Genomic DNA, 22930 nt, shown 5'->3' on the forward strand with positions numbered 1-22930 from the left:
TGGGCGAGTTAGAGCGCGTCGAGCTTCGTTGCCACGCCCTGCGGAAAGCCGCCCGTCGCGATCGGTCCCCAGCGGGTCGGCGTGATCCTGATCAGCGACTTGCCTTGAATCAGCATCGCGGCCCGGTACTCGTCCCAGTCGGAGTGCTCGCCGGCGATGCAGCGAAAGTAGTCGACGAGTCCCTCGACCGACTCCGGCAGGTGCAACACCTCGGCGTCGCCGTCGACCTGCACCCAGGCGCCATCCCAGTCGTCCGAGAGCACGGTGACGGATGCCCGCGGGTCGCGCTCGAGATTGCGCACCTTGGCGCGGGCGGGGTAGGTCGAAATGACGATTCGACCGGCGGAATCGACGCCACCGGTGACCGGGGACAGCTGGGGCCGGCCGTCGCTGCGGGTGGTGGCCAGCAGCATCCGGTGCCGCGGGCGCACGAAGTCGAGGAGTGCATCGAGGTCGACGCCGGTGTTGGTTGCAATGCTTCTAGCCATGCTTCGAGGCTAGGGCACGGTGCGGTTCGGGTGGTGTCAATAATGTTCAGCTGTGGGCGGTATCAACCCTCGGTGAGAGTGGTGCACCCGCACAGCTGAATATTGTCGTCACGCGCTCGGTGCAAGCTGTCCCCCGGTAACGACATAAACAGAGGGAAGGCTGCGCGCTGATTGCGGAGTAGGTTGTTCAACTATCTGGAGAGGGAGCAGCGTGAGAAAGTTCGGGCCGATACTTGCCTCCGTCGCAGTTGCCGGCGCGCTGGCTGGTTGTGCGCAGGTGACGGTGGCCGAAGACCCGGCTCAGGTGCCTGCGCCCAATTGTTCCACCGGATGGATTCTGGAGTGGGATGGAAGCCCTGGGCCCGCCACACGGTCGGGGGCGATTCAAGACCAGCTGAGCTGGTTCGAGGAGCAGGCATCCCTTTTTCCACGCGACTCGGCGCGTTCGCTGGACGCTCTGGACGATCCGGTGATGATCCGGGTTGCGATTCGCGGGCTTGCCGCGCTACTGGACGAGGTGCCTGCCGCTGAGAGCGCAATCGGCACAGATGAGTTCATGACCGTCACTTCCCATTTGGACGACGGGCAGGTACTGGCGACCGCGACCGTGATGCCGATGCGAGCCGGAGGCTATCGAGTGGACAGCTTCTCAGCCACAGGCTGGGTTAGCGACGACGTGACCTGTTCCCCGGATGATCGACCCACGCAATAGCGGTGCTCACCGAGCTTGACCGGCTCGATCAACCGGCTGTTCGCGCAACAGGAACTCGGCATGGTCAGACTCGGCGCGGAGACGAGGCTAGACGACCACCACGAGATCGCCCACGACAGAGGTCGACACCGTCCCGCCAAGCTCGTCAGGCACGGATGCGCCCGCCAGGCCCCCGAGGATCGCCGCGAACTCGGCCGCCGTGTGCCGCCCGCTGAAGACCGCGGTTCCGGGGTGGAAGTGCCGCCCCGCGGACAGGTCCCCCGCGTCAATGCTGTCGTAGCCGAGCCGCTCGATGAACTCGGCGACGAGTGCTTTCGCCGAATCACTGTCGCCGGCCAGACCGAGCGCGCGGCGATCCGCGGCTCCGGCCGGGCGATCGTCGGCCTCGAGCTCGTGGTAGCCGATGTGATTGAGAGATTTGACCACCTGCGAGGCGGCCAAGTACTCCTGCACGATCTCACTCGTCGAGCGCGGATCCTCGTCGAACTCATCGATCGAACCATCGACCGGAGCCCAATAGTTCATCGAGTCGATCACCGTCTTACCGGCGAGCGCGTCGGCGGGCAGTGTGCGGAACTTGTGCAGCGGCACCGCGAGCACGACCAGGTCGGCCGCGCGTGCGGCATCCGCGGCCTGCATCGGCGTCGCGCCCGGGATCACAATCTCGGTCAAGAGGCGGATGTCGTCTGGATCACCCGACGCGCTCACCGTCACCGTGTAGCCGGCCTTCATCGCCGCCCGGGCAACCGCGCTGCCGACCCGACCGACGCCGAGCACCGCGACCGTCGTCACGTCTGCCGTCGCCGCAGTTGGGATCGCCACCATCGCCAGCGCGTCGCTCACCGCTTGTACGTCGCTCATGCTGCACCTCCCGCTGAGCCGTCGACGGGCGGATTTGCCACGAGCTCGACGCTGTCATCACCGAGTTCGGCGCGCACCGCCGGGAGCACCTCGGTCGCCAACAGTTCGATGGACTGCAGGAAGGTGGCCTGCGGCAGGTTGCCGACGTCCATCTGCAGAATGTGACGCGTGTGCCCGAGACTCTTGTGCAGGGTGATCAGCCGGTCGGCGACCTCGCTCGGACTACCCACGAGCAGAGCACCGCGACCGTTGGCCTGCGCGTCGAATTCGGGGCGAGTCGGCGGGCGGAACCCGCGCAACTTGCCTAGCTCGGTCATCATTCGAAACCACGCCTCGTAGTAGATGTCTTTGGCGCCCTGCGAGGTTGGAGCGACGAGGCCAGGGCTGGCGACGGCCACCTTGATGACCGAGGCATCGTGTCCGGCACGCAGTGCGGTCTGCCGGTAGAGCTCGGTGAGCGGGGCGAACCGGTCGGCATAGCCGCCGATGATGCCATAGGCCACTGGCAGGCCGAGCTTACCGGCGCGGATGGAGGAGCTCGGGTTGCCGCCGGTGCCGAGCCAGATCGGCAGGGTTCCGTTCACCGGGCGCGGCACGATCAGGGCGTCGTCGAGCGCCGGCCTGAACTTTCCGCTCCAGGTCACCCGCTCGTTCTCGTTGAGCGCGAGCAGAAGTTCGAGCTTCTCGGCGTAGAGGTCGTCGTAGTCGCCCAGGCTGAAGCCGAACAGGGGGAAGGACTCGACCGACGAGCCGCGCCCGGCGGTGATCTCGGCGCGACCGCCGGAGATCGCGTCGATCGTCGCGAACTGCTGGAACACGCGCACCGGGTCCTCGGTGCTGAGCACCGTCACCGAGCTGCCGAGGGTGATGCTGGTCGTCGCTCCGGCCGCCGCTGCGAGCACCGTTGCGGGCGCCGAGGCCGGCATCTCCCTGGTGTGGTGTTCGCCGACGCCGAAGTAGTCCAAGCCCGCCGCATCCGCCAGCGTGATCGCGTCAAACAGGTTGCGGATGCCGTCGGCCGTAGAGCCGAGACGGCCCGTCTGCGGATCTGTTTGAACGTCTCCGAAGCTGTAGGCGCCGAGTTGCATGTGTCCTTCTCCCGTTGAGGTTGTTACATCAACCATAAAACTATTTAGTAGATGTATCAACCATCTGCGCGTAGAGTTATTCCATGGCAACGAATACGAGCTCGGCGACGACGCACACCACGGCGGCTCAGGATGCCTGGACCGCCTACCAAGGACTCCGCGCCCAGCTCACCGGTCGCATCAACCGCGAACTCGCGCGCAGCACCGGGCTCTCCGAGCCCGACTACGAAGTGCTGCTCGCACTGACAGAGGCGAAGCAGCAAACCTTGCGCTCGCTTGAGCTGCGCTGCGGACTCGACTGGGAGAAGAGTCGACTCTCGCACCAGCTCAGGCGCATGGAAGAACGCGGACTCCTCAGCCGCGACAACTGCGCGACAGACTCGCGGAGCGTGGACATCCGTCTCACCGACGCGGGCAAGACCGCCTTTGCCGCCGCGCGACTCTGCCACGAGGCCGCCGTCGAGCGCTACTTCGCGAGCGCGCTGAGCGAGGAGCAGCTGGCGAGCTTTGCGGCGGCGTCGACCGCGATTCTCGCGAGGCTCGACCAGCCGGTGCACGGCGCGCACTGAGCACGCCGCCACCCGCTGGTCGAGGAGCACGCGTCTATTAGGCATATTGCCTTTTCGTTGATCGAGGAGCGCGCGAGCTTGCGAGCACGCGTCTCGAGATCTCGCGAGCCAATCCATGAACTCGAGTTGCGTTCAAACATTGGCTCACGGGGTCTCGAGACGGCCGCGGGCGGCCTCCTCGACCAACGAAATATGGTCAAATTCGTCCACTACAATGCCGCGCAGCGGCCCCATAGCTCGAGACCCGGCGAGCCGATCTCCAGACTTGGGTCGCGTCTGGAGGTCGGCTTACGAGGTCTCGAGACGGCCGCGGGCGGCCTCCTCGACCAACGAGGGACTGCACCGAGCCCGATCAGCCCTTGATTCCGCTGCTCGCAATCCCCTGCACGAAGACACGCTGCGCGACCAAGAACACGAGAAGTGTCGGGATCGATGCCACCAGCGCCCCGGCGATCACGACGTTCTGGTACTCAAAGCTCATCGTGTACGACATGAGCCGGTTGATGGTCAGCACCACCGGATAGAGGGCTTCTGACTTCAAAATCGAGAGCGGCCAGATGAAGTTGTTCCAGCCGTAGACGAACATGAACACGGCCAGGGTCACAACGGCGGGCTTCAGCATCGGAACGACAAACTGCCAGACGATGCGAAACTCGCCTGCCCCATCGACGCGAGCTGCCTCGATGATCTCATCTGGAACATCCGAGATGAACTGACGCATCAGGAAGATCCCGAATGCATTCGCCAGCCAGGGAAGCATGACTCCCAAATACGAGTCATCGAGCCCCATCGTGGTGACCAGATAGTAGAGCGGAACAAGCGTGACGACCGGAGGCAGAAACATCGTCGCGACGACACCCCAGAACAACACGTTCTTTCCGCGGAAGGTGTGCTTGGCAAAGACGTAGCCGGCGAGAATGCTCGTCACGAGCACCGAAATGGTGCTTCCGCCGACGATGATCAGGCTGTTCAGCATCGATTGCGCAAACGGCACCTCGGTCAATGCCGTTATCAACGGGTCGAGCGTCGGCGCGGCCGGGAACCAGGTCGGGGGAACCTGCGAGAATTCGGCCGGCGTTTTGAAGGCGGAGATCAGCAGCCAGTAGAGCGGGAAGAGCGGAATGATCGCGACAATCGCGAGCATCACGTAGAGCACGGCCTTGTTCAGCCGCTGCCGGGGTGACAGCGCCCGCTGCCGTGTTGACACTGCACCCCGTCGGGGTGCGAGAGCGACGCTCATTTCTTTCTGCCCTTCATCAGGATGCCCAGCACCGCGCCGATGACCAGGATCGCCATGAACAGGGTGACGGCCAGCGCGCTGGACTCCCCCGCCAGCCCGTACGAGAACGCGGAACGCTGAATCTCATACGAGATCATGTTCGTCGAACCGGCCGGCCCGCCCTGCGTGAGCAGATAGATGGGGTCGAAGACTTGAATGGAGTTGATGAATGTCATGAGCAACACGAAGACCAGTGTCTTGCTCAGCATGGGGATTGTGATCGACCAGGTCTGGCGAATGAGACCGGCGCCGTCGATGCGGGCCGCCTCGTAAAGGTCTTCGGGAATCTGGGTCAGACCGGCCACGAGCAGAATGACGTAGTAGCCCAGCATCTGCCAGACGTTGAAGATGACGAGCGAGATGAGCGCCCACGACGGGTCGCTCAGCCAGCCGGGTGGCGTGATGCCGATCGCTTGCAGCATGGTGCTCAGCGGACCGTAGCCGGGAGCATAGATATTGCTCCAGATGATGACGATCGCAATCGTCGGGATCACATAGGTGGTGAAGAGGATGACCCGAACGAGACCCTTGCCCTTGATCTTCGGAAAGTACAGCAGCATCGCGATGAGCAGTCCGAGCGGGATCGTGATCAGGATGCTCAACACCACGTAGACGGCGGTGTTGCCCATCGCCTGAAGCCGATTCGAGTCGTCGAACAGGATCGCGTAGTTGTCGAAACCGACCCACGTCATCTCGGTGATGGGGGTGAACATCGACCACTGATGAAAGCTGATGACGATGGTCATGATCATCGGGATCAGCGTGAAAACGCCGATCAGGATGAGTGCAGGACTCAGGAACAGGGCGGACCAGCCGCCCTGCCCCTTCATCCGGGCACGCTTGTCTCTGGGGCCGCTGGGCTGGGGCGACGCGGTGCCCCGGATTGAGGTGCCGCCGGGAAGGAGCTTCGCTCCCTCCCCGGCGGCTTTGAGTGTTGTCACGTGCGGTTTTCGGTCCTTATCGGTGATCGAAGTGATCGAAGTGATCGAAGTGATCGAAGAGTTACTTCTGCGCCTTGGTCAGCGCAGAGTCGACGTCCTTCGACGCGTTCTTCATCGCGTCGGCGGCGCTGACCTGACCGTTCAGAAGCGACTCGATCTGCTTCTGCAGCGCGTCGGCAGCCGCCTGTCCACCAATGACGGTGGGGAACGGCGTCGCCGTCTCCAGTGCCTTCACATAGGACGCCAGGAACGGAGTCTCGAGTGCCGCAGCGTTCACCTCCAGGTCAGAGGTACGGCTCGGCAGGATTCCCATCGTGAGGAGCATGTCAGCCATGGCGGAGGATCCGTCTGCTCCGGAGTCCGGCCCGTTGAGCCAGTTCAAGAACTTCCACGCCGCGTCACGCTTGGCGTCACTGGCCTTGGCGTTGACCGTCGTCATCCAGGAGTACGAGATCGACGACGATTCGGTACCACTCGGTCCAACCGGGATCGGCGCGGTCGCGACATTGGCGAAGTTGTCACCCATCGCATCCTTCAGCGCGCTCTCCCACCAGTTCGCCATGATGATCATGCCGGTCTTGCCGTTGGTGAAGTTGTCGAGGTAGGGGCCGGTGGTGCTCGCGTTGGCCAGCGACTTTGACGGGTCGGTCAGCTTCTCTTCGACGAGCTGCTGGTAGAGGCCGGCCGTTTCGAGTGCGGCAGGGTCGGTCAGCGCCGAGGCGGTCCCGTCAGCGTTGAGGAAGGTTCCGCCGTTGGACGCGAGCAGGGAAAGGAACGGGTGAACAGCGCCAGACCCCCAGCCGGTGATGAAGCCAATGCCCTGCTGGTCGGTCGTGGTGAGCTTCTTCGCGTCGTCGAGCATCTCGTCCCAGGTCGCGGGCGGGCCGTCGATGCCAGCTGCGGCGAACAGTGCCGTGTTGTAGTTGAGCTGGTACAGGTCCACCTCGTTCGGGATGCCGTAGACCGTGTCAGACGAACTCGCAGCCGACACGAGGCTCGCCGGCCAGTTGGCGGTGACCTCGGCCGAGACGTCGCTCGGAGCGGCGTCGGCGAGACCATCGCGCACCAGCTCGGGGAGCCAGAGGTCGTAGATGCCGGTGATCGTGGGGCCGTCGGCCGACGCGCCCTGAGTGCGTAGCGTGGACAGCAGGTTGCCGAACGGAACAGCCTGAACATCAACCTTGATGCCGGGGTTCTCCTTCGTGAAGGCGGCCGCCGCTGTCTCGAGCATGGTGACCTGGTCAGGACCCCAGTGGGTCAAGAACGAGATCGTGGTGTCGCCGGATGCATCGTCGGCTGGTTTTGCGCTGCAGCCTGTCGCTGCCAGCGCGACGGCGAGCCCGAGGGCTGCCGCTTGGGCGAGGGATTTCTTTTTCACTGTGACCTTCTCTGTGTTGGTGGTGCAGGGGAGGGAACTGTTGGCGCGGGACGTGTTGGTCAGGGGCCGGCGAGGGCGAATTTCTCGGTGCCGGCAGTCTTGAATCCGCAGGCGCGCTGGTGTCCGACCAGGCAGCCTTTGACCTCCATGAGGGCGGAGTAATAGTCGATGAATCGAAATCCGTAGGTTTCACCGCGGGCGAAGGCGTGCTCGCTGATTCCGGTGCGCCAGAGTTCGAACGCTTCGTCGGGAATCGGAACGAACGTGTCGGCCTCAAAGCCCTCCATGTCCTCCCAGTTCTCGGCATGCAGGATCGACGGAACGGTGTGGCGCTCGAGCGGCTCCTCCTCGCGAGGGATCGACGCCAGGAAGACGCCGCGGAGCGCGGCCTGCGCGGCGTACTCGTGGTCGCGGTGCATGCTCTTCAGCCAGTGGGTGATCAGAACGTCGGGGCGAGCTTCCCGAATGATCTGGGCGATCTGCTCGGCGACGGCCTCATCATTGGGCAGAAAACCGTCGCTGTAGTCGAGTGCCACGAACTCGGCACCGATCGTGTCGGCGAAGAACTTTCCCTCGCGCAGCTTCTGCTCGCGGTAGACCGTCGGCGTGAGAGTCGGATGTCCCCGCTCGCCGTAGGTGCAGTCGACGATGATCGCACGCGCGCCCTCGAGCACCATCTTGGCCAGTGTCGGCCCCGCGGTGAGTTCCATGTCGCCGATGTGTCCACCGACCGCAATCACTGTTTTCGACATTGTCATTCGCTCTCAGTTGACGAGCGCCGGCGTCAGCGGCGCGCGGAGGACGGTGAAGGTGCGGCTGATGCCGAAACCTGTCTTGCGGTAGAGGTGCGAGGCGGTCGACCCTTCGTCGGCCCAGAGAAACCAGGCGCTGTGCGCACCGAGGGCGCACATCCGTTCCAGGGTGACGTGCAGAAGCGCCTTGCCGAGCCCGGTGCCGCGGCTTTCCGGGAGGATCCCGAACGGCCCGAAACGCTCGATCACGTTTTCGTAGGTGCCGTGCATGGCCCAGCCCAGGAGCTCTCCCGACGGGTCGCGGGCGACAAGGATGCGCTCAAGCGGCATGCCGGCCACGATGCATTCACGGATGGCGCGCGCCCAGTCGGAGTTGAAGCGTTCGCCGGCCATCGCGATCAGCGGAATCAGTTCGTCGGAGGTGGGGCTGCCGAATTCATAGCCCCGCGCCTGCAAGCTCGTGACGAGTTCACGGATGTCGTCTGGCATCTGGTAGCCGATGAGGGAGCGGTCCATCGCGCTGGGCTGTTCGACCGTTTCAAAGCCGAGCGAACGCATCAGACGGCTTGCCGCCGGGTAGCGTTCCTCGTCGAGCCCGGGCAGCACGTAGTTGGGCGTGTAGCCCGAAAAGACCACCTCGGTGCGACCGTGGCCGGCGAGCCAGCTCATCGCCGACGACACGAGGGTACGGCCGATTCCCCGGCCGCGCACGGACGGCACGGCGAAGAAGTACGGAATCCAGCCCGTCTGCGGCTCGAGGTCGTCACCATCGTGGGCGACACGGCGCCGCACGGCATAGGAGGAGCCGACGATCTCGCCGCCGACCTCTGCGACGAATAGTCCCGTTGAATCGAAATTGCGGTCGAGCAGCACCAGGTCGCGAAAGCGCAGCGTGGTCATGCCGTCCTGCGGCGCGGCTTGCGTCCACGCCGCTGCAATTCGAGGACCGTCCCCCACCTCGAACGTGCGGACGATGACCTCATCAACGGGCTGTGACAATTCTGTGCCTTTCATTCTTCAAGACGCGAGAGCGAACCTTCATCGATTCGCTGGCTTGAACTTACCTTCGAGATTCCGTCAATGTCAAGAATTTTCCAACATTCTTAATACATTGGAAATCATTTACGACTTTGTACCGCGTTCGTGCCGCGCTCGAGGCACGAACAGCACCCCATGAGCGGAGCGCAGCCGAATCCCCGCGGCCCTCCGCGACGCGATTTACACGCCGCGGATATCCCGCGTGGCGTCCCGCGTGCGCTTGAGCGCCTCGACGGTGTCGCCGAAGCGGCGCTGAGCGACACCGGCAAAGAGGCAGTCCACCACGGCGAGCTGGGCGATCCGGCTCACCATCGCTCCTGCTCGGAATGTCGTTTCACGCACCTCGGTAAACAGACTCACCTCCGCCGTCGCGACGAGGGTCGACTCTCGAGCACTCGTCACTGCGCCAGTGAACGCGCCACTCTCCCGCGCTACCCGCAAGAAGCTGATGGTCTCCTTCGTCTCCCCCATATGAGAGAAGCCAAGCGCGACCGTCTGCGAACTCAGCAGCGACGCCCCCGCCCATGCTTCATGGGCATCGTCGAGCACAAAAGCGTTGCGCCCAATTCGAAAGAGCTTGTGCTGCAGGTCTTCGGCGATGAAATGACTGGCCCCGACTCCGAAGAGAATGATTCGCTCTGCCGAATCCACGGCGGACACCACTTCGGCGAGCGCGTCGAAGTCGAGCTTCGCAATGGTCTCCTGGATGGCCAGAATTTCAAGCGTTGAGATTTTTGACGCCATCTCCTGCAGAGAATCGGTCTCGACGATGTCGGAGCCGTAGCTGAGCGAACCGCCGAATTGGGCGAACTCCCGCCCCAGCTCCGTGGCAAGGCGAATCTTCAGTTGCGAATAGCCCGACAGCCCGATGGCTTGACAGAAGCGCACCACCGACGCCTCCGAGGTGCGACAGGCGAGGGCGAGTTCGCTGATGGTGTTCTCGAGAACAATCGACGGGTTTTCGCGGATCGCCTCGGCAATCCGTCGCGTCGAGGGCGGCAGCGTGGAGGCGATGGCCTCGATTGTCGACTGAATACTCACAGCACTTCCTCACGGTTCATTCGATTCGCCCCGCCCTGAACGCCGGCGTTCCTTGTCAAAGTATGCCGCATTCAGGACGGTTCGAAAAAAACTTTCTGAAATTTAGAAAGTTGTGTAGTACATTTTCAAACATCGCCGCACCCGAGGCGGCCACCGACGGCGAATCAAACGAGTATCCGAGATGAGGCACCGAGAATGGTCTCCGCACTAAACGATCCCCTGGTGCTCTGCATCGACCTGGGCAAGACCTCAAGCCGGGCCGTGCTCGCCGACTCACTCGGTGTGCGGCACAGCGCCACGCTTGACGGCGTGGCCGCCGCTGCCGATCAGGGAGTCGCAGCAACCGCACGCATCCTGGCCACCATCGCCCTGCTCCCTCCCGAGCCTCTCCTCGGCGCGACCGCGTGCGGAGTCGGCGCCGCCGGCACCCTCACCGACCCGTCAGTGGCCCGAACCATCGCGAGCGCCATCCACACGTCGCTGGGATTGCCGGTCGCCGTCACCTCAGACATTCTCACTGCGCACCTGGGAGCCTTCGCCGGGGCGCCCGGCGTGACCCTCGTCGCCGGAACCGGCGCTGTCGCGGTGGGACTCGATGACCACGGCGAGCTGCATCGCGTTGATGGGTGGGGTCCCGACATCGGGGACCTGGGCAGCGGCTCCTGGCTCGGACGTGAGGGGATGCGTGCGGTGCTCGGCGCCGCGTCCGGTCTCCGGCCGCCGACTTCGCTCGGCGATCAGCTCGCAGCCCTGACCGAGGGGGACGATCCCGTGCGCTGGGTTGCTGAGGCCGACAACCGTGCGCAGCAGCTGGCCCGCTTCGCCCCCGCGATTCTCGGCGAGGCCCAGCTCGGCGATGCGGTCTCCCGTGACATCGTCGATGAGGCAATCGCGCTTCTGCGCGCGACTGCCCTGGCCGCAGCAGTAGGCACACAGACGGCCACCGCGCTCGGCGGACTCACCCGGCATCCGTGGTTTGCGGCACGGCTCTTCGCTCAGCTCGCCGCTGCCGGACTCACCATCACCACGCCCGCCGGAGACGCTCTCTCCGGCGCGCGTCTGGCTGCACTTCGTTCCGATCTCCCGCATGAAAGGCATATCCACCGTGCATGATTCCAGTACTACGACCGACGCCCGTGAACTGCTCAGGAGCCAACTGATCGGACTGACCACCGAAATGGTGGCACCCGGCCGGCCTGATCTTGACACTCTCACCTCGCTGTCCCTGGTTACTGAGATGAACCAGGAAGACATGCACGTTCCTGTCGTTGTCGGCGAGCAGGCTCCACAAATCGCAGCCGCTATCGATGCGATCGTGCTGCGTTTCCAACGCGGAGGGCGCCTCTTCTACCTCGGCGCGGGAACACCAGGTCGCATCGGCATCCTCGATGCAAGCGAGTGTCCCCCCACCTTCGGCACCGCTCCCGGTCTGATAGTCGGGTTGATCGCTGGTGGTCGGCCGGCGATTCAGGCTGCCGTCGAAAACGCCGAGGATGACACCGCGGCCGCAGCCACGACACTTGACGAGCACCAACTCACTGCGAATGACACCGTTGTTGGAATCTCGGCGTCAGGCCGCACGCCGTATGTGGTGGGCGGGCTCCGTCACGCCCGTGCTGTCGGCGCGCTGACGATCTCCATCGCCTCGAACCACAACTCGGCAATCGCTGCCCTTGCCGACATTCCCATCGATGTCGTCGTCGGCCCGGAGTTCGTCAGCGGATCCACGCGCTTGAAGTCGGGAACAGCGCAGAAGCTGGTTCTCAACATGCTCACGACGATCAGCATGATCAAGCTCGGTAAGACCTACAACGGGGTGATGGTTGATCTCCAGGCCACAAATGAAAAGCTTCAACTGCGCTCCGAATTGACCGTCATGGGCGCTACCGGCGTCGATTCAGAAACCGCACGCGTGGCGCTGCTTCGCGCCGCGGGTTCGGTCAAGGAAGCAATCTTGATGGTCGCAACGGGTCTTGAACGCGCTGAGGCGACCGCTGCACTTGAGGAAGCGAATGGCATCCTCCGGGTGGCCATCGCGAACACCCTCCCGGCCTCGTCCTGAGCAAATACTCTGAGTCACAGAAGACTCTGAGTCATTCGGGAAGACCTCTCCCCCGACGGCGGTACAGCTCAAGCACCTGTTCGCGTGGCAGCACTCCGCACCGCAGCGCCCAGGCCTCGTACGACGCGGCGAGCGTCGCGACGATCTCGGGGTGAGCGGATGCGAGGTCGTGAAGTTCGGTGCGGTCCTGAACCATGTTGAACAACTCCCACGGCTGGCCGTGCTTGCGCACCAGCTTCCAGTCGCCCTGACGCGCTCCCGAGTTGCCCTCGTGCTCCCAGAAGAGTTCACGTTCGGAGTCCCGTGCGTCGTCGCGCAGGCTCGGCATCATGCTGACGCCTTCCTGCGGGAGGATGCTCCGCCCGTCGAACGAGGTCGGATAGGCCGTGCCGGTGATATCGAGAACGGTGGCCATGACGTCGGTCAGCTGGTGCGGCTGCCGGCTCAGCCGAGTCTCCGTGCCGAGCCCGGCCGGCCAATGCACGATGAACGGCGTGGAGATTCCGCCCTCATGGATCCAGTGCTTGTACTCGCGGAACGGCGTGTTCGAGACGTTCGCCCAGGATCGCCCGTAGGTCGCGTACGTCGCCTCCGAGCCGGGGAGGATGCTCGGGTCGTTGCCGGGGACAACGGTGCGGCCGTCGCGGGTTTCCGGCTCGTATGCGACATAGGCGGTCACGAAATCCAAGGCAGAATCGAGCGGCATCTCCTCAGCACAGCCACCGTTGTCAGAGAGAAAGACGAACAGTGTGTTGTCGAGCATGTCGTTCTGAGTCAGCGTGTCGACGATCCGACCGATGCCCTGGTCCATCCGGTCGATCTGGGCGGCGTAGACCGCCATCCGGGCGGCTTCCCAGTCCTGATCGGTGACGTCGTCCCAGGCGGGCACCGACGGGTCCCGGTCTGTCATCGGCCAGGAGCCGTCGATGATGCCCAGCTCGACTAGGCGTTCGAGGCGTTTCTGACGCAGCGCGTCCCAGCCCTCGGTGAAGCGCCCGTCATATTTCTGGATGTCTTCCTCGAGCGCATGCAGAGGCCAGTGCGGCGCCGTGTAGGCCACGAACATGAAGAGGGGGTCCTCGTCATCGCTCTGCGCATGCTGTTCGATGAAGTCCACCGCATTGCTGCTGATTTCATCGGTGTAGTAGAAATTCGGGTCGAGGGCCTCGGCTTCGACGTTCGTCTCATTGCGCATGAGCGTGTGCGGCTGAAAGTAGCTCCCTGCGCCTTCGAGGGTTCCGTAGAAATTCTGGAACCCGCGCCGGGTCGGCCAACTGCTCGTCGGATTCTCCAGGTCGCTGGCCAAATGCCATTTGCCCGAGAGGTACGTCTTGTACCCGTTGGCCCCGAGCACTTCGGCCACCGTCACGCAGGACTCGTTGAGCGTGCCGGAGTATCCGTCGGGGGCATCGTCATAGTTGAGAATGCCGATTCCGGTCTGGTGCGGATGCAGCCCCGTGAGCAGCGAGGCCCGTGACGGGCTGCAGCGGGCGGTGTTGTAGAACTGCGTGAGGCGGGTTCCCGACGTGGCCAGCGCATCCAGGTTGGGCGTGTCGACCTCGCCGCCGTAGCAACCGATGTCGGAGAACCCCATGTCGTCGGCGAGGACGAGCACGATGTTGGGCCGGGCAGATGAAGTGGGTGAAGACATGATGGATTCCTAGTTGGTGGTGACGGGAACTGCAGAACGCGAGCTCTGTGCGGAGCCGAGCAGGTCGACGTCAATTTCGGTTCCGGCGGTTTCTTTGGAGAGCTTGAGGCAGACCATCGCGATGGCGGCGGCGACCATGACGTAGATCGCGACCGGCCACAAGCTGTCGAACTGAGTGACCAGCCAGATTGCGACGGCCGGTGCGATGGCCCCGGAAGGAAGCACCCCGAACTGGTAGACGATCGACATGCCGGTGTATCGCACCCGTGCCGGGAAGAGTTCGGCGAAGAATGCCGCTTCAGGGCCGAACATGGTGCAGGCGCCGAGCGACCAGCCGACAACGATGGCGAGCCAGATCAGGCCGGGAATTCCGGTGTCGACGAGTGCGAACACCGGGAATGCCGTCACGAAGGCGATCAACGCTCCCGCCCCGAAGACCGGACGCCGGCCGTATTTGTCAGACAGCCACCCGGCGGTGGGAATGACGAAGAAGCCGACGACCGACGCGATCAAGAGCCCCTGTAGCGCGACGCTGCCCGGAAGCTTCAGAACGACTGTCGTGTAGGTGAGCAGGAACGCGTTGTAGACATTGAAGGTGATGCTCTCGCTGAATCGCGCGCCGATACCGAGAATCAGCTGCTTGGGGTACTTCTGGAAGACCTCCAGCGCCGGCACTTTCGACCGCTTGTCGGCGGCCAGCATGGCGGTGAACGCCGGCGGCTCAGTGACGCGGAGTCTGACGAAGAGGCCCACCGCGACGAGAACGGCACTGAAGAGGAACGGCACACGCCAGGCCCAGGCAATCAGAGCCTCATCGCCGCCGAGGCTGGCGAGGTTGACCGCGACAGTCGAGAGCAGCAGTCCGATCGGCACGCCCGTCTGCGGCCAGCTGCTGAACAGCCCACGGCGCTTGATCGGTGCGTGCTCGAAGGTCAGGATGGCCGCGCCACCCCATTCACCGCCGAGCCCGATTCCCTGCAGCATCCGCAGAAGGAGGAGCAGGATCGGCGCGGCGACACCGATCGTGGCGTAGGTGGGGAGAAGCCCCATCGCGAAAGTCGATCCGCCCATGATGAGCATGGTGATCACGAGAATCTTCTTACGGCCGAGGCGATCGCCATAGTGGCCGAAGATCAGCCCGCCGATGGGCCGGGTGACAAAGCCGGCCGCGAAGGTGGCAAACGCGATCAGACTGCCGACGAGTGGGTCGAACTGCGGAAAGAATTCTTTGTTGAAGACGAGCGCCGCCATCGTCGCGTAGAGAAAGAAGTCATACCACTCGACAATTGAGCCGAGCATGCTCGCGACGATGACGTCGCGCTGCGACGACGGCTTGGACGGGGTGCGGGGAGAGTGCATCGGTGAACTCCTCTGGGATCGTAATCAATATTCGTGTCCCGATATGTGGGACAGTGTCCCATTTGGCGTTAGTGCAGAATGTCACGCTCGGAAGTCGTTGTCAAACACGCGCAGGAACGAGGGGAGAACTACGCCAATCGTGCGGCAAGTCCGCCCAGCGAACGGCTCAGCCCAAACGCTGCCGCCTCGAGGTCGTGCACGACTTCGTCCATTCGAGCCGACGTCAGGCGTTCACTCGGGCCGGAGATCGAGAGGGCCGCGACGACGTCACCCCGGGCATTCCGAATGGGAACGGCGAGAGAACTCACGTTGTCGAGCGTTTCGTTGAAGGCCCGCGCATGACGCTGGAGGCGGGTATGCTCAAGCCGCGCGAGAATCACATCGTGGCCGACCGGAGAATGCACACTCGACGCCGACGGCAGGGCATCGCCAATGATCTCCTCGACCTCGCGTGAATTCAGGTCGATCATGAGTGCCCGGCCGGGTGCTCCAGACCACAGTGGATAGAGACGCCCGAGCTCCGAGGCAAACCTCAATTCAAAGAGGCTCTGCGCCTCTTCGATGAACATCCGCTCGTGTCCGACGGCCACCGAGAGTCCCACCGTCTCATTGGTTTGATTCCTGAGCTCGACCATGACCGGCAGAGCGAGCCGGCCGAGGTCCAGCCCCTGCTTGTAGGCCATGCCGAGCATCAACGTGCGCGGCCCGAGGCGGTAGGTCAACCGCTGCGGATCCTGCACGACCATCTGAGTTTCAGCCAAGCTTTGGAGCAGTCTCTGCACCGTGCTTTTGGGGATTCCGGTTTCGCCGGCGAGAACGCGGGCGCTGCTCCCGTCTGGGCTCAGGCGAAGCGCCTCGAGAATTGAGATTGCTTTGTGCAGGGAGTCACTCACGACGATTCTTTTCTCTTCGCGCCATCGCACAGGGCTGCCCCATGCCTGCGTCACCGTAGGCTACCAGCGCCGGAGCGGGGTCAGCCGTCAGTCAACCTCACCGCTGACGATCGACAGCCCGCGCCCGCGCAGACGACGTCGCTCAGCCGTGAGAAATTCGAGCAACCGCTCATTGGTGCCACGGATGTGCTCGGTCACCAGCCGCACTGCCGCATCGGCATCACGGGCGCGCACCGCATCGACCACATCACAGTGCTCCTGCCAGGCGCGCTCCCGCGCTTCGGCCGTGCGCACCTCCAGCCAGCGCGTACGGGACAGTCGCGTCATAGCGTCGGCGATCGCGTGCGCCATGAACTGGTTGTGCGACAGGCGGGCCAACTCGACATGAAAGTCGCTTCCCGCCTGCACGCCTGCTTGGACGCCGTGCTCGGCGTCTCCCGTCGGTCGCGCCGCGTTCAGATTCGCAGCGAGATCATTGAGCGACGCGTCACTCGCGCGCAGCACGGCCAGACGCACCGCGGCGGTCTCGACCGACTCCCGCCACTCGGCGAGCGCCCGAATCTCAGCGAGGTCAATCGGCGCCACAATCCAGCCCCGCCCAGCCCGTTGCACCAGGCCGTCAGACTGCAAACTCATCAGCGCGGCACGCACCGGGGTGCGTGAAGCGTGAAAAAGCGCCTCCAGACCGCGCTCGGTGATGCTCTCCCCCGGTGCCAGATCCAGATCCAGGATCGCCGATCGGATGCGGTCATAGAGCTGCACGGTTTGCGAGGACGTCACCATGACTCAATTATGGTGCACCATCTTGGTATACCGCGGTGGTGTACCGTGAATGCAACGCGTTCCCGACCCCACCCCAGAGAGCCAGCACCGTGACACGCACGACCGAAACCCCCCTCACTCGCCCCGCCCCGATGCCGAACGCGGGCCGCGCGTGGAGCATGCTCGGCCTCGGAGTCGCCGCCCAGACCGCCGGCACCGTCTTCGTGAGTGCACCCGCCTTTCTTATCCCGCTCCTGCACACCGAGCGCGGGCTGAGTCTCGCCGAGGCCGGGCTGCTCGCCGCCGCCCCCACGCTCGGCATGGTGCTCACCCTGATCGCGTGGGGCGCCCTGGCCGACCGGATCGGCGAACGATGGGTGATCGCCGGCGGTCTCGCCCTCACTGCGGGAGCGGCCGTTGGCACCATTCTCGCCCCGGGTTATGTCTCGCTCGGCCTGTTCTTTCTGCTCGGCGGCATGGCGTCAGCGAGCACCAATGCGGCGAGCGGTCGTGTCGTCGTCGGCTGGTTTCCGAAGCATCGTCGGGGGCTCGCCATGGGCATCCGCCAGATGTCGCAACCGCTCGGTGTAACCGTCGCTGCGGTCACGATCCCCACGATCGCAAGCTCCGCGGGTATCGCCGCAGCACTGATCGTGCCGCTCATTTTGACCGCGCTGCTCGCCGCGGCCTGCGCGGTCGGCATCAGAAACCCGCCGCGCGCCGCGCCAGCGACTTCTCCTTCAGCCTCAGCTGCCGCGCTCCGCCCCGTCAACCCCTACCGGTCCAGCAGCTTTCTCTGGCGCATTCACGCGGTCTCGATCCTGCTCGTCGTGCCCCAGTTCACCCTGTCGACATTCGGCCTGGTCTGGCTGGTCACCGAACTCAGCTGGAACCCCCTCACCGCCGGGGTGCTCGTCGGCGTCTCCCAGTTCATCGGCGCGGTCGGCCGGATCGGCGTTGGCGTACTCAGCGATCGCGTCGGCAGTCGCGTGCGCCCGCTGCGCTGGGTCGCGCTGGCAGCCGTTGCCGTCATGCTCATCCTGGCCGCAACGGATGCCGCGCAGTGGGGAGCAGCGGCCGTCATGTTCGTGATCGCCACCACGGTGACGGTGGCTGACAACGGTCTCGCATTCACGTCGGTGGCTGAGATGGCCGGCCCCTCCTGGGCAGGCCGGGCACTCGGCGCCCAGAACACCGGCCAATTCATTGCGGCGTCACTCGTCGGACCCGGCATCGGAGCCCTCATCGGCCTCGTCGGTTACCCGCTGGCATTTGTGGCTGCAGCCCTCTGCCCTGCCCTGGCGGTGCCCCTGATTCCGAAAGCCGACGCGGAGCACGACCGGCTCTAGGCGGCGTTGCGGGGCGGCCTCTCGGCGGTCGAGCCTGTCGCGGGCTCCTCGGCCAACGATCTGGCCAGGCCTCTTGGCGTTTCGCGCCGAATGCGCCTATCCTCATTAATAATCGAACATACATTCGAGTTGATTGAGGAGTCACCATGATCGTCCACACCGCAGATACCGTCACCGTGTGGAGCGAACGCGGCATCCCCATGCGCCTCGTCTGGCGCGGCATCCGCTATCTGGTGACCGATACGCCCACCCCGTTGCGCGGCGCTCCCGACTATCTCGTCGAGGGGATCACCCACCCGCCCGAGCCGATCATCGGCTGGCGATTCCAGGGAACGAGCACGGATGGCGACTCCCGCATCTTCGATGTGCGGCGCACCGGTCGCGCCGAATGGCAGCTCGTGCGCGTCTACGACTGAAGCGTGGGCATCCGTCTCGCGAGCGTTTCCGCCCGAGCAGCCGCCTCGCGAACTGTGTCAGATGACCATTTTCCGGCGCGAAAATGGTCATCTGCCACAGTTCGGCGAACGGTTGAACGAGACCGTCATCCCCTACGCCGACGACTTTTTTGATTTGGCGGCCCCGCGCGCGGCCCGCTTCTCCTCGATCGGTGTGGTCGAGCCCGAGCGGCTGCGCTCGACGCTGCGGCGCAAAGCTTCCATCAGGTCAAGCACTTCGCCGTCTCCCCCGCCCTCGTCGGATGCGGCTCCCACGGTCTCTTCGAACTTCACCGTGTCTCCGGCGGCAAGCTTCGCCTCAATCAGGTCACGCAACTGCACCTGATAGTCGTCGGTGAACTGTTCGGGCGCGAAGTCCGCGGCGAATGACTCGACCAGGGCCTGCGATAACTCGAGCTCCTTGTCAGAGACAGACACCCGCTCATCCAGTGCCGGAAAGCTGGCCTCCCGCACCTCGTCGTCCCACAGCAACGACTGCAGCAGCAACACGTCGCCGTGCACCCGCAACGCCCCGAGCCGAGTCTTCTGCCGCAGCGCGAAGTGCACGATGGCCGTGCGGTCGGTGGCTTCGAGCGTGCGCCGCAGAAGCACATATGCCTTCGCTGACTTGCCGTCGGGAGCCAGGTAGTAACTGCGCTCGAACATGATCGGGTCGAGCTGTTCATTGGGCACAAACGAGACCACGTCGATCTCGCGGCTGCGCTCCTCCGGCAGCGACTTGAAGTCGGCATCGGTGAGAATGACAGTGCCTTCTGCACTCTCGAACGATTTGTTGATGCTCTCGTAGGGCACCACTTTGCCGCAGATCTCACATTTGCGTTGATACCGGATGCGTCCGCCATCCGCGTCGTGCACCTGATGCAGTTCGATGTCGTGATCCTCCGTCGCGCTAAAGACCGCGACAGGCACGTTGACGAGCCCGAACGTGATGGCGCCCTTCCATATCGATCTCACGGTTCAAGTAGACACCGATGCACCGCGGCTCGCTAGGCTTCGCCGCCACCGGGGGGCATGCTTGCTGCATGGGCGCCACCGGCAAACCTGGGATGGACGAGACTCACTCACGCCCTGCGCCGCCCTCGCAGACGGTGAGCGTGGACGGCCACCGTCTCACGCTGACACACCTCGACAAGGTGCTCTACCCCGAAACCGGCACCACCAAAGCCGACGTGCTGGGCTACTACGCCGAGATCGCCGAGTTGCTGATCGCGCACGCCGCACAGCGCCCGGCCACCCGCAAACGCTGGGTGCACGGCGTCGGAACAGCCGAGCATCCCGAGCCGTCGTTCTTTCAGAAGAACCTCGATGAGGCCACCCCGTCATGGGTGTCGCGGCGGTCGATCCAGCATTCGGATCACGTCAACGAGTACCCGCTGGTGAACAACCTCGCCACGCTCACCTGGCTCGGTCAGATGGCTGCCCTCGAGATTCACGTGCCGCAGTGGCAATTCGGTCGCGGTGGCGCACCCCGCAATCCCGACCGGCTCGTGCTCGATCTCGACCCGGGCGAGGGCACCGGGCTGGCCGAATGCGCCGAGGTCGCCCGATTTGCACGCGCGATTCTGCGGGAGATGGGCCTCGACCCGGTGCCGGTGACCAGCGGAAGCAAAGGCATCCACCTCTATGCGGCCCTTGACCGGCGTCAGACCTCTGCCCAGGTGGCGGAGGTCGCCCACGAGCTGGCCCGTGCATTGGAAGCCGATCATCCTGACCTGGTCGTCAGCGCCATGAGCAAGGCGTTGCGCCCCGGCAAAGTGTTCGTCGATTGGAGTCAGAACAACGCCGCGAAGACCACGATCACTCCCTATTCGCTGCGCGGCCGCGCGCATCCGTTCGTTGCCGCGCCGCGCACCTGGGGCGAGCTGAAGGCGCCCGATCTCGCCCAACTGGACTACCGAGAGGTGCTCAAGCGGGTGAAGCGGCGGGGCGATCCGCTCGCGAAGGTGAGCGAGGCGCACCGGCCAACGGATGACTTCGGTTCGATCCCGAGCGCGGCCTCCGCGACAACGGCCTCGAGTACGGCCCTCGACCCAGACCTCACCCCGACGCCCTCCCCTGATCGCCTCACCGACTATCGGTCGAAACGGAGTTCTGCCCCCACTCCCGAGCCTCTTCCGACTGGCGCTCCTCCCCCGACCACCGGCCATTCTTTTGTCATTCACGAGCACCATGCGCGCGCCCGGCATTTTGATCTGCGGCTGGAGCATGACGGCGTGCTCGTCTCGTGGGCGCTCCCGAAGGGGGTGCCCACCGACATCAGCACCAACCATCTCGCCGTGCACACCGAGGACCACCCGCTCGAATACGGCGACTTCGAGGGAACCATTCCGGCCGGCGCCTACGGAGCCGGCGAGATTCACATCTGGGACAGCGGCGACTACGAGCTCGAGAAGTGGCGCGACAGCGAGGTCATCGTCACCCTGCACGGTGAACCGGATGGCGGACTCGGCGGCAGTCGCCGTTTCGCGCTGATCAAGACGGCGGGTGCGGCGGCCGACAAGAACTGGTTGATCCACCTGATGAAGCCGGCCGAAGAATCGTCCGGCACGGCGCCGCCGCCCGGCACGGCCTCGGGCGAGGCCGCTCCCGCCGCCGAAACGTCACACTGGCACCGCCCGGCTGCTCGGTCCCGAGCCCTCCCCGTTCGCCAGCCAGCGCGAAAGCGCTACTCGCCGATGTTGGCCAGCCCGGGCAGCCCGACGGATGTGCAGCATGGCAGCTGGGCATTCGAAATGAAGTGGGATGGCATTCGAGCCGTCGGCTACCTCACTAGGGACGGGCCTGCACCGAGCGTGAGGTTTCTCACCCGCAACGGAAACGACGTTACGGCGTCGTATCCCGAGCTGGTCGACAGCGTGCTCGCCGCGGTCGACCCGAGCGTCGCATCCGCGGTTCTCGACGGGGAGATCGTGGCGCTCGACGCGTCAGGACGCCCCGATTTCGGCGTGCTGCAGACACGGATGAAACTGACCGACCCGATCGACGTGCGGGCTGCCGCGCGGCGCACACCGGTGCGCTACTTCGTCTTCGATCTGCTGGAGCTGGCCGAGAAGCCACTGGTTCAAGAACAGTACGATGCTCGGCGACAGGCGCTGGATGCCGCGCTCACCTCGACCGGTATGGTGCAGGTTCCGCCGGCCTTCGTCGGCGATCTGTCGGGGGCGATGACCGCGAGCCGCCAGTTTCGGCTGGAGGGGGTGATGGCGAAGGAGCGCGAGTCGCAGTATGCCGTCGGACGGCGCTCCCGGATGTGGATCAAGCTCAAGCTGCGCCTGACCCAGGAGGTGGTGATCGGCGGGTGGCGCCCCGGCAAAGGTAACCGTGCCGGCGCGATCGGTTCGCTGCTGCTCGGCATTCCGATGCTCGACAGCTCCGACGGCTCCCAGCTGCGTTATGTCGGTCGGGTCGGCACCGGATTCAGCGACCGGGATCTCGTCGAGATCGCCGAGCGACTGCATCCGTTCGCCGACGCGAACAACCCATTCGCCGAGATCCCTGACATCGACGCCCACACCGCCCGGTGGGTGCGCCCTGAACTTGTCGGTGAGGTTGAGTTCGCCGAGTGGACGGCGGCCGGCCGGCTGCGCCACCCCACCTGGCGGGGGTGGCGACCCGACAAATCAGCGGCCGAGGTCGTGCCGGAATCGTGAGCGGCGGCATCCTGACCGGCTGAATCCTGAGCCTCTTACGAGGGAGTCCCGGTGATGTTGACCAGCCAGTTCACGCCGAATTTGTCGATGCACATTCCGAAGCTGTCGCCCCACGGCGCCTTTTCGAGTGGCAGAGTCTTTACTCCGCCGTCAACCAGCTTGTCCCAGTAGCCGCGCAGTTCGGCTTCGTTCACGCCGCTGAGCGAGATCGACCCGTTGCCGCCTGGATTGTGTTCCATCTCATTGGGAGTGTCGGCGCCCATCAGGCAGAGACCACTGTCGGTCAGCAGCTGGGCATGCATCACCTTATCTTTTTCCGATTCATCGCCCGTCTGATACTCGCCGAAGGTGGTGCGCGTCAGCTCACCGCCGAAGACCGACTGATAGAAGTCCATCGCCTCCCGTGCGTTGGCGCGAAAGCTCAGGTAGGGGTTGAGTCGTGTCGTCATCGTTTCGTCTCCTTGTCGCATTGAACCTGCCATTGACATCATGATTCTGTGCCCGATCGGGCGGATGCGCGAGGTCTAGTCTCGTTGGTCGAGGAGCACGCGACGAAGGAGCGCGCGACGAAGGAGCGCGCGTCTCGAGACCCGGCGAGCCGA

General features: G+C 64.5%; 22 protein-coding genes. 7 read left to right on the top strand and 15 right to left on the bottom strand.

Features of this window, described 5'->3' with window-relative positions; translation table 11 throughout:
- Positions 1-8: 8 nt before the first annotated feature.
- A complete protein-coding gene (locus ABD791_RS16645) occupies positions 9-488 on the bottom strand; it encodes a PPOX class F420-dependent oxidoreductase (RefSeq protein WP_345068754.1) in 480 nt (159 codons plus the stop codon).
- Positions 489-699: 211 nt separating this feature from the next.
- On the opposite strand from ABD791_RS16645, the gene ABD791_RS16650 reads away from it, so the two are divergent.
- The gene (locus tag ABD791_RS16650; protein ID WP_345068756.1) at positions 700-1200 is read left to right on the top strand and encodes a hypothetical protein; all 501 of its coding nucleotides are present in this window, start codon (positions 700-702) and stop codon (positions 1198-1200) included.
- Between the two features lie 87 nt (positions 1201-1287).
- Here ABD791_RS16650 and ABD791_RS16655 read toward each other — a convergent pair whose 3' ends face one another.
- Together ABD791_RS16655 and ABD791_RS16660 are read right to left on the bottom strand one after the other, a co-directional pair.
- On the bottom strand, positions 1288-2061 hold the full coding sequence (locus ABD791_RS16655) for an NADPH-dependent F420 reductase (RefSeq protein WP_345068758.1): 774 nt from the start codon (positions 2059-2061) through the stop codon (positions 1288-1290).
- The gene (locus tag ABD791_RS16660) at positions 2058-3185 is read right to left on the bottom strand and encodes an LLM class flavin-dependent oxidoreductase (RefSeq protein ID WP_345068760.1); all 1128 of its coding nucleotides are present in this window, start codon (positions 3183-3185) and stop codon (positions 2058-2060) included. The genes ABD791_RS16655 and ABD791_RS16660 overlap by 4 nt, the downstream gene beginning before the upstream one ends.
- 47 nt (positions 3186-3232) lie before the next feature.
- On the opposite strand from ABD791_RS16660, the gene ABD791_RS16665 reads away from it, so the two are divergent.
- The gene (locus tag ABD791_RS16665; protein WP_345068762.1) at positions 3233-3718 is read left to right on the top strand and encodes a MarR family winged helix-turn-helix transcriptional regulator; all 486 of its coding nucleotides are present in this window, start codon (positions 3233-3235) and stop codon (positions 3716-3718) included.
- Between the two features lie 352 nt (positions 3719-4070).
- Here the strand turns inward: ABD791_RS16665 and ABD791_RS16670 are convergent, their stop codons facing one another.
- The 6 genes from ABD791_RS16670 to ABD791_RS16695 all read right to left on the bottom strand — a co-directional run bounded on the left by ABD791_RS16670 (position 4071) and on the right by ABD791_RS16695 (position 10147).
- Positions 4071-4958, bottom strand: a complete 888-nt coding sequence (locus ABD791_RS16670; protein ID WP_345068763.1) for a carbohydrate ABC transporter permease — start codon at positions 4956-4958, stop codon at positions 4071-4073.
- The gene (locus ABD791_RS16675; protein ID WP_345068765.1) at positions 4955-5938 is read right to left on the bottom strand and encodes a carbohydrate ABC transporter permease; all 984 of its coding nucleotides are present in this window, start codon (positions 5936-5938) and stop codon (positions 4955-4957) included. Before ABD791_RS16675 ends, ABD791_RS16670 begins: the two co-directional genes overlap by 4 nt.
- 61 nt (positions 5939-5999) lie before the next feature.
- On the bottom strand, positions 6000-7316 hold the full coding sequence (locus tag ABD791_RS16680) for an extracellular solute-binding protein (RefSeq protein ID WP_345068767.1): 1317 nt from the start codon (positions 7314-7316) through the stop codon (positions 6000-6002).
- Between the two features lie 59 nt (positions 7317-7375).
- Positions 7376-8068: a PIG-L deacetylase family protein gene (locus ABD791_RS16685; RefSeq protein WP_345068769.1), complete on the bottom strand. Its 693-nt coding sequence runs from the start codon at positions 8066-8068 to the stop codon at positions 7376-7378.
- 12 nt (positions 8069-8080) lie between these two features.
- Positions 8081-9067: a GNAT family N-acetyltransferase gene (locus tag ABD791_RS16690; protein ID WP_345068771.1), complete on the bottom strand. Its 987-nt coding sequence runs from the start codon at positions 9065-9067 to the stop codon at positions 8081-8083.
- 219 nt (positions 9068-9286) lie between these two features.
- Positions 9287-10147 carry a MurR/RpiR family transcriptional regulator gene (locus tag ABD791_RS16695; protein WP_345068773.1) on the bottom strand — a complete coding sequence of 287 codons (861 nt, stop codon included), beginning with the start codon at positions 10145-10147 and terminating at the stop codon, positions 9287-9289.
- Between the two features lie 195 nt (positions 10148-10342).
- Between ABD791_RS16695 and ABD791_RS16700 the strand changes: the two genes are divergently transcribed.
- Positions 10343-11260 (top strand): N-acetylglucosamine kinase, encoded by a 918-nt coding sequence (locus tag ABD791_RS16700; RefSeq protein ID WP_345068774.1) that lies wholly within the window; start codon positions 10343-10345, stop codon positions 11258-11260.
- On the top strand, positions 11235-12209 hold the full coding sequence (murQ, locus tag ABD791_RS16705; protein WP_345068775.1) for an N-acetylmuramic acid 6-phosphate etherase: 975 nt from the start codon (positions 11235-11237) through the stop codon (positions 12207-12209). Before ABD791_RS16700 ends, murQ begins: the two co-directional genes overlap by 26 nt.
- A 31-nt stretch (positions 12210-12240) precedes the next feature.
- Here the strand turns inward: murQ and ABD791_RS16710 are convergent, their stop codons facing one another.
- From ABD791_RS16710 to ABD791_RS16725, 4 genes are all read right to left on the bottom strand, one after another.
- Complete coding sequence (locus ABD791_RS16710) at positions 12241-13860, bottom strand: arylsulfatase (RefSeq protein WP_345068776.1); 1620 nt, start codon at positions 13858-13860, stop codon at positions 12241-12243.
- A gap of 9 nt (positions 13861-13869) precedes the next feature.
- Positions 13870-15219: an MFS transporter gene (locus ABD791_RS16715; protein ID WP_345068778.1), complete on the bottom strand. Its 1350-nt coding sequence runs from the start codon at positions 15217-15219 to the stop codon at positions 13870-13872.
- A gap of 128 nt (positions 15220-15347) precedes the next feature.
- Positions 15348-16112: an IclR family transcriptional regulator gene (locus ABD791_RS16720; protein WP_345068779.1), complete on the bottom strand. Its 765-nt coding sequence runs from the start codon at positions 16110-16112 to the stop codon at positions 15348-15350.
- A gap of 87 nt (positions 16113-16199) precedes the next feature.
- Positions 16200-16895 carry a GntR family transcriptional regulator gene (locus tag ABD791_RS16725; protein WP_345068781.1) on the bottom strand — a complete coding sequence of 232 codons (696 nt, stop codon included), beginning with the start codon at positions 16893-16895 and terminating at the stop codon, positions 16200-16202.
- Between the two features lie 131 nt (positions 16896-17026).
- On the opposite strand from ABD791_RS16725, the gene ABD791_RS16730 reads away from it, so the two are divergent.
- Together ABD791_RS16730 and ABD791_RS16735 are read left to right on the top strand one after the other, a co-directional pair.
- Positions 17027-18223 (top strand): MFS transporter, encoded by a 1197-nt coding sequence (locus ABD791_RS16730; protein ID WP_345069031.1) that lies wholly within the window; start codon positions 17027-17029, stop codon positions 18221-18223.
- 146 nt (positions 18224-18369) lie between these two features.
- Positions 18370-18639: a hypothetical protein gene (locus ABD791_RS16735; RefSeq protein ID WP_345068783.1), complete on the top strand. Its 270-nt coding sequence runs from the start codon at positions 18370-18372 to the stop codon at positions 18637-18639.
- A gap of 132 nt (positions 18640-18771) precedes the next feature.
- On the opposite strand, the gene ku is transcribed toward ABD791_RS16735, so the two are convergent.
- Positions 18772-19632 carry a non-homologous end joining protein Ku gene (ku, locus tag ABD791_RS16740; protein WP_345068785.1) on the bottom strand — a complete coding sequence of 287 codons (861 nt, stop codon included), beginning with the start codon at positions 19630-19632 and terminating at the stop codon, positions 18772-18774.
- A 92-nt stretch (positions 19633-19724) separates the two neighbouring features.
- On the opposite strand from ku, the gene ABD791_RS16745 reads away from it, so the two are divergent.
- A complete protein-coding gene (locus ABD791_RS16745) occupies positions 19725-22328 on the top strand; it encodes an ATP-dependent DNA ligase (protein WP_345069033.1) in 2604 nt (867 codons plus the stop codon).
- Positions 22329-22363: 35 nt separating this feature from the next.
- Here the strand turns inward: ABD791_RS16745 and ABD791_RS16750 are convergent, their stop codons facing one another.
- Positions 22364-22777, bottom strand: coding sequence for a VOC family protein (locus ABD791_RS16750; RefSeq protein WP_345068787.1), 414 nt, complete (start codon positions 22775-22777; stop codon positions 22364-22366).
- Positions 22778-22930 lie beyond the last annotated feature (153 nt).

Origin of the sequence: Glaciibacter kafniensis, assembly GCF_039538945.1 — a bacterium.
In the GTDB taxonomy this organism is placed as follows: domain Bacteria; phylum Actinomycetota; class Actinomycetes; order Actinomycetales; family Microbacteriaceae; genus Cryobacterium; species Cryobacterium kafniensis.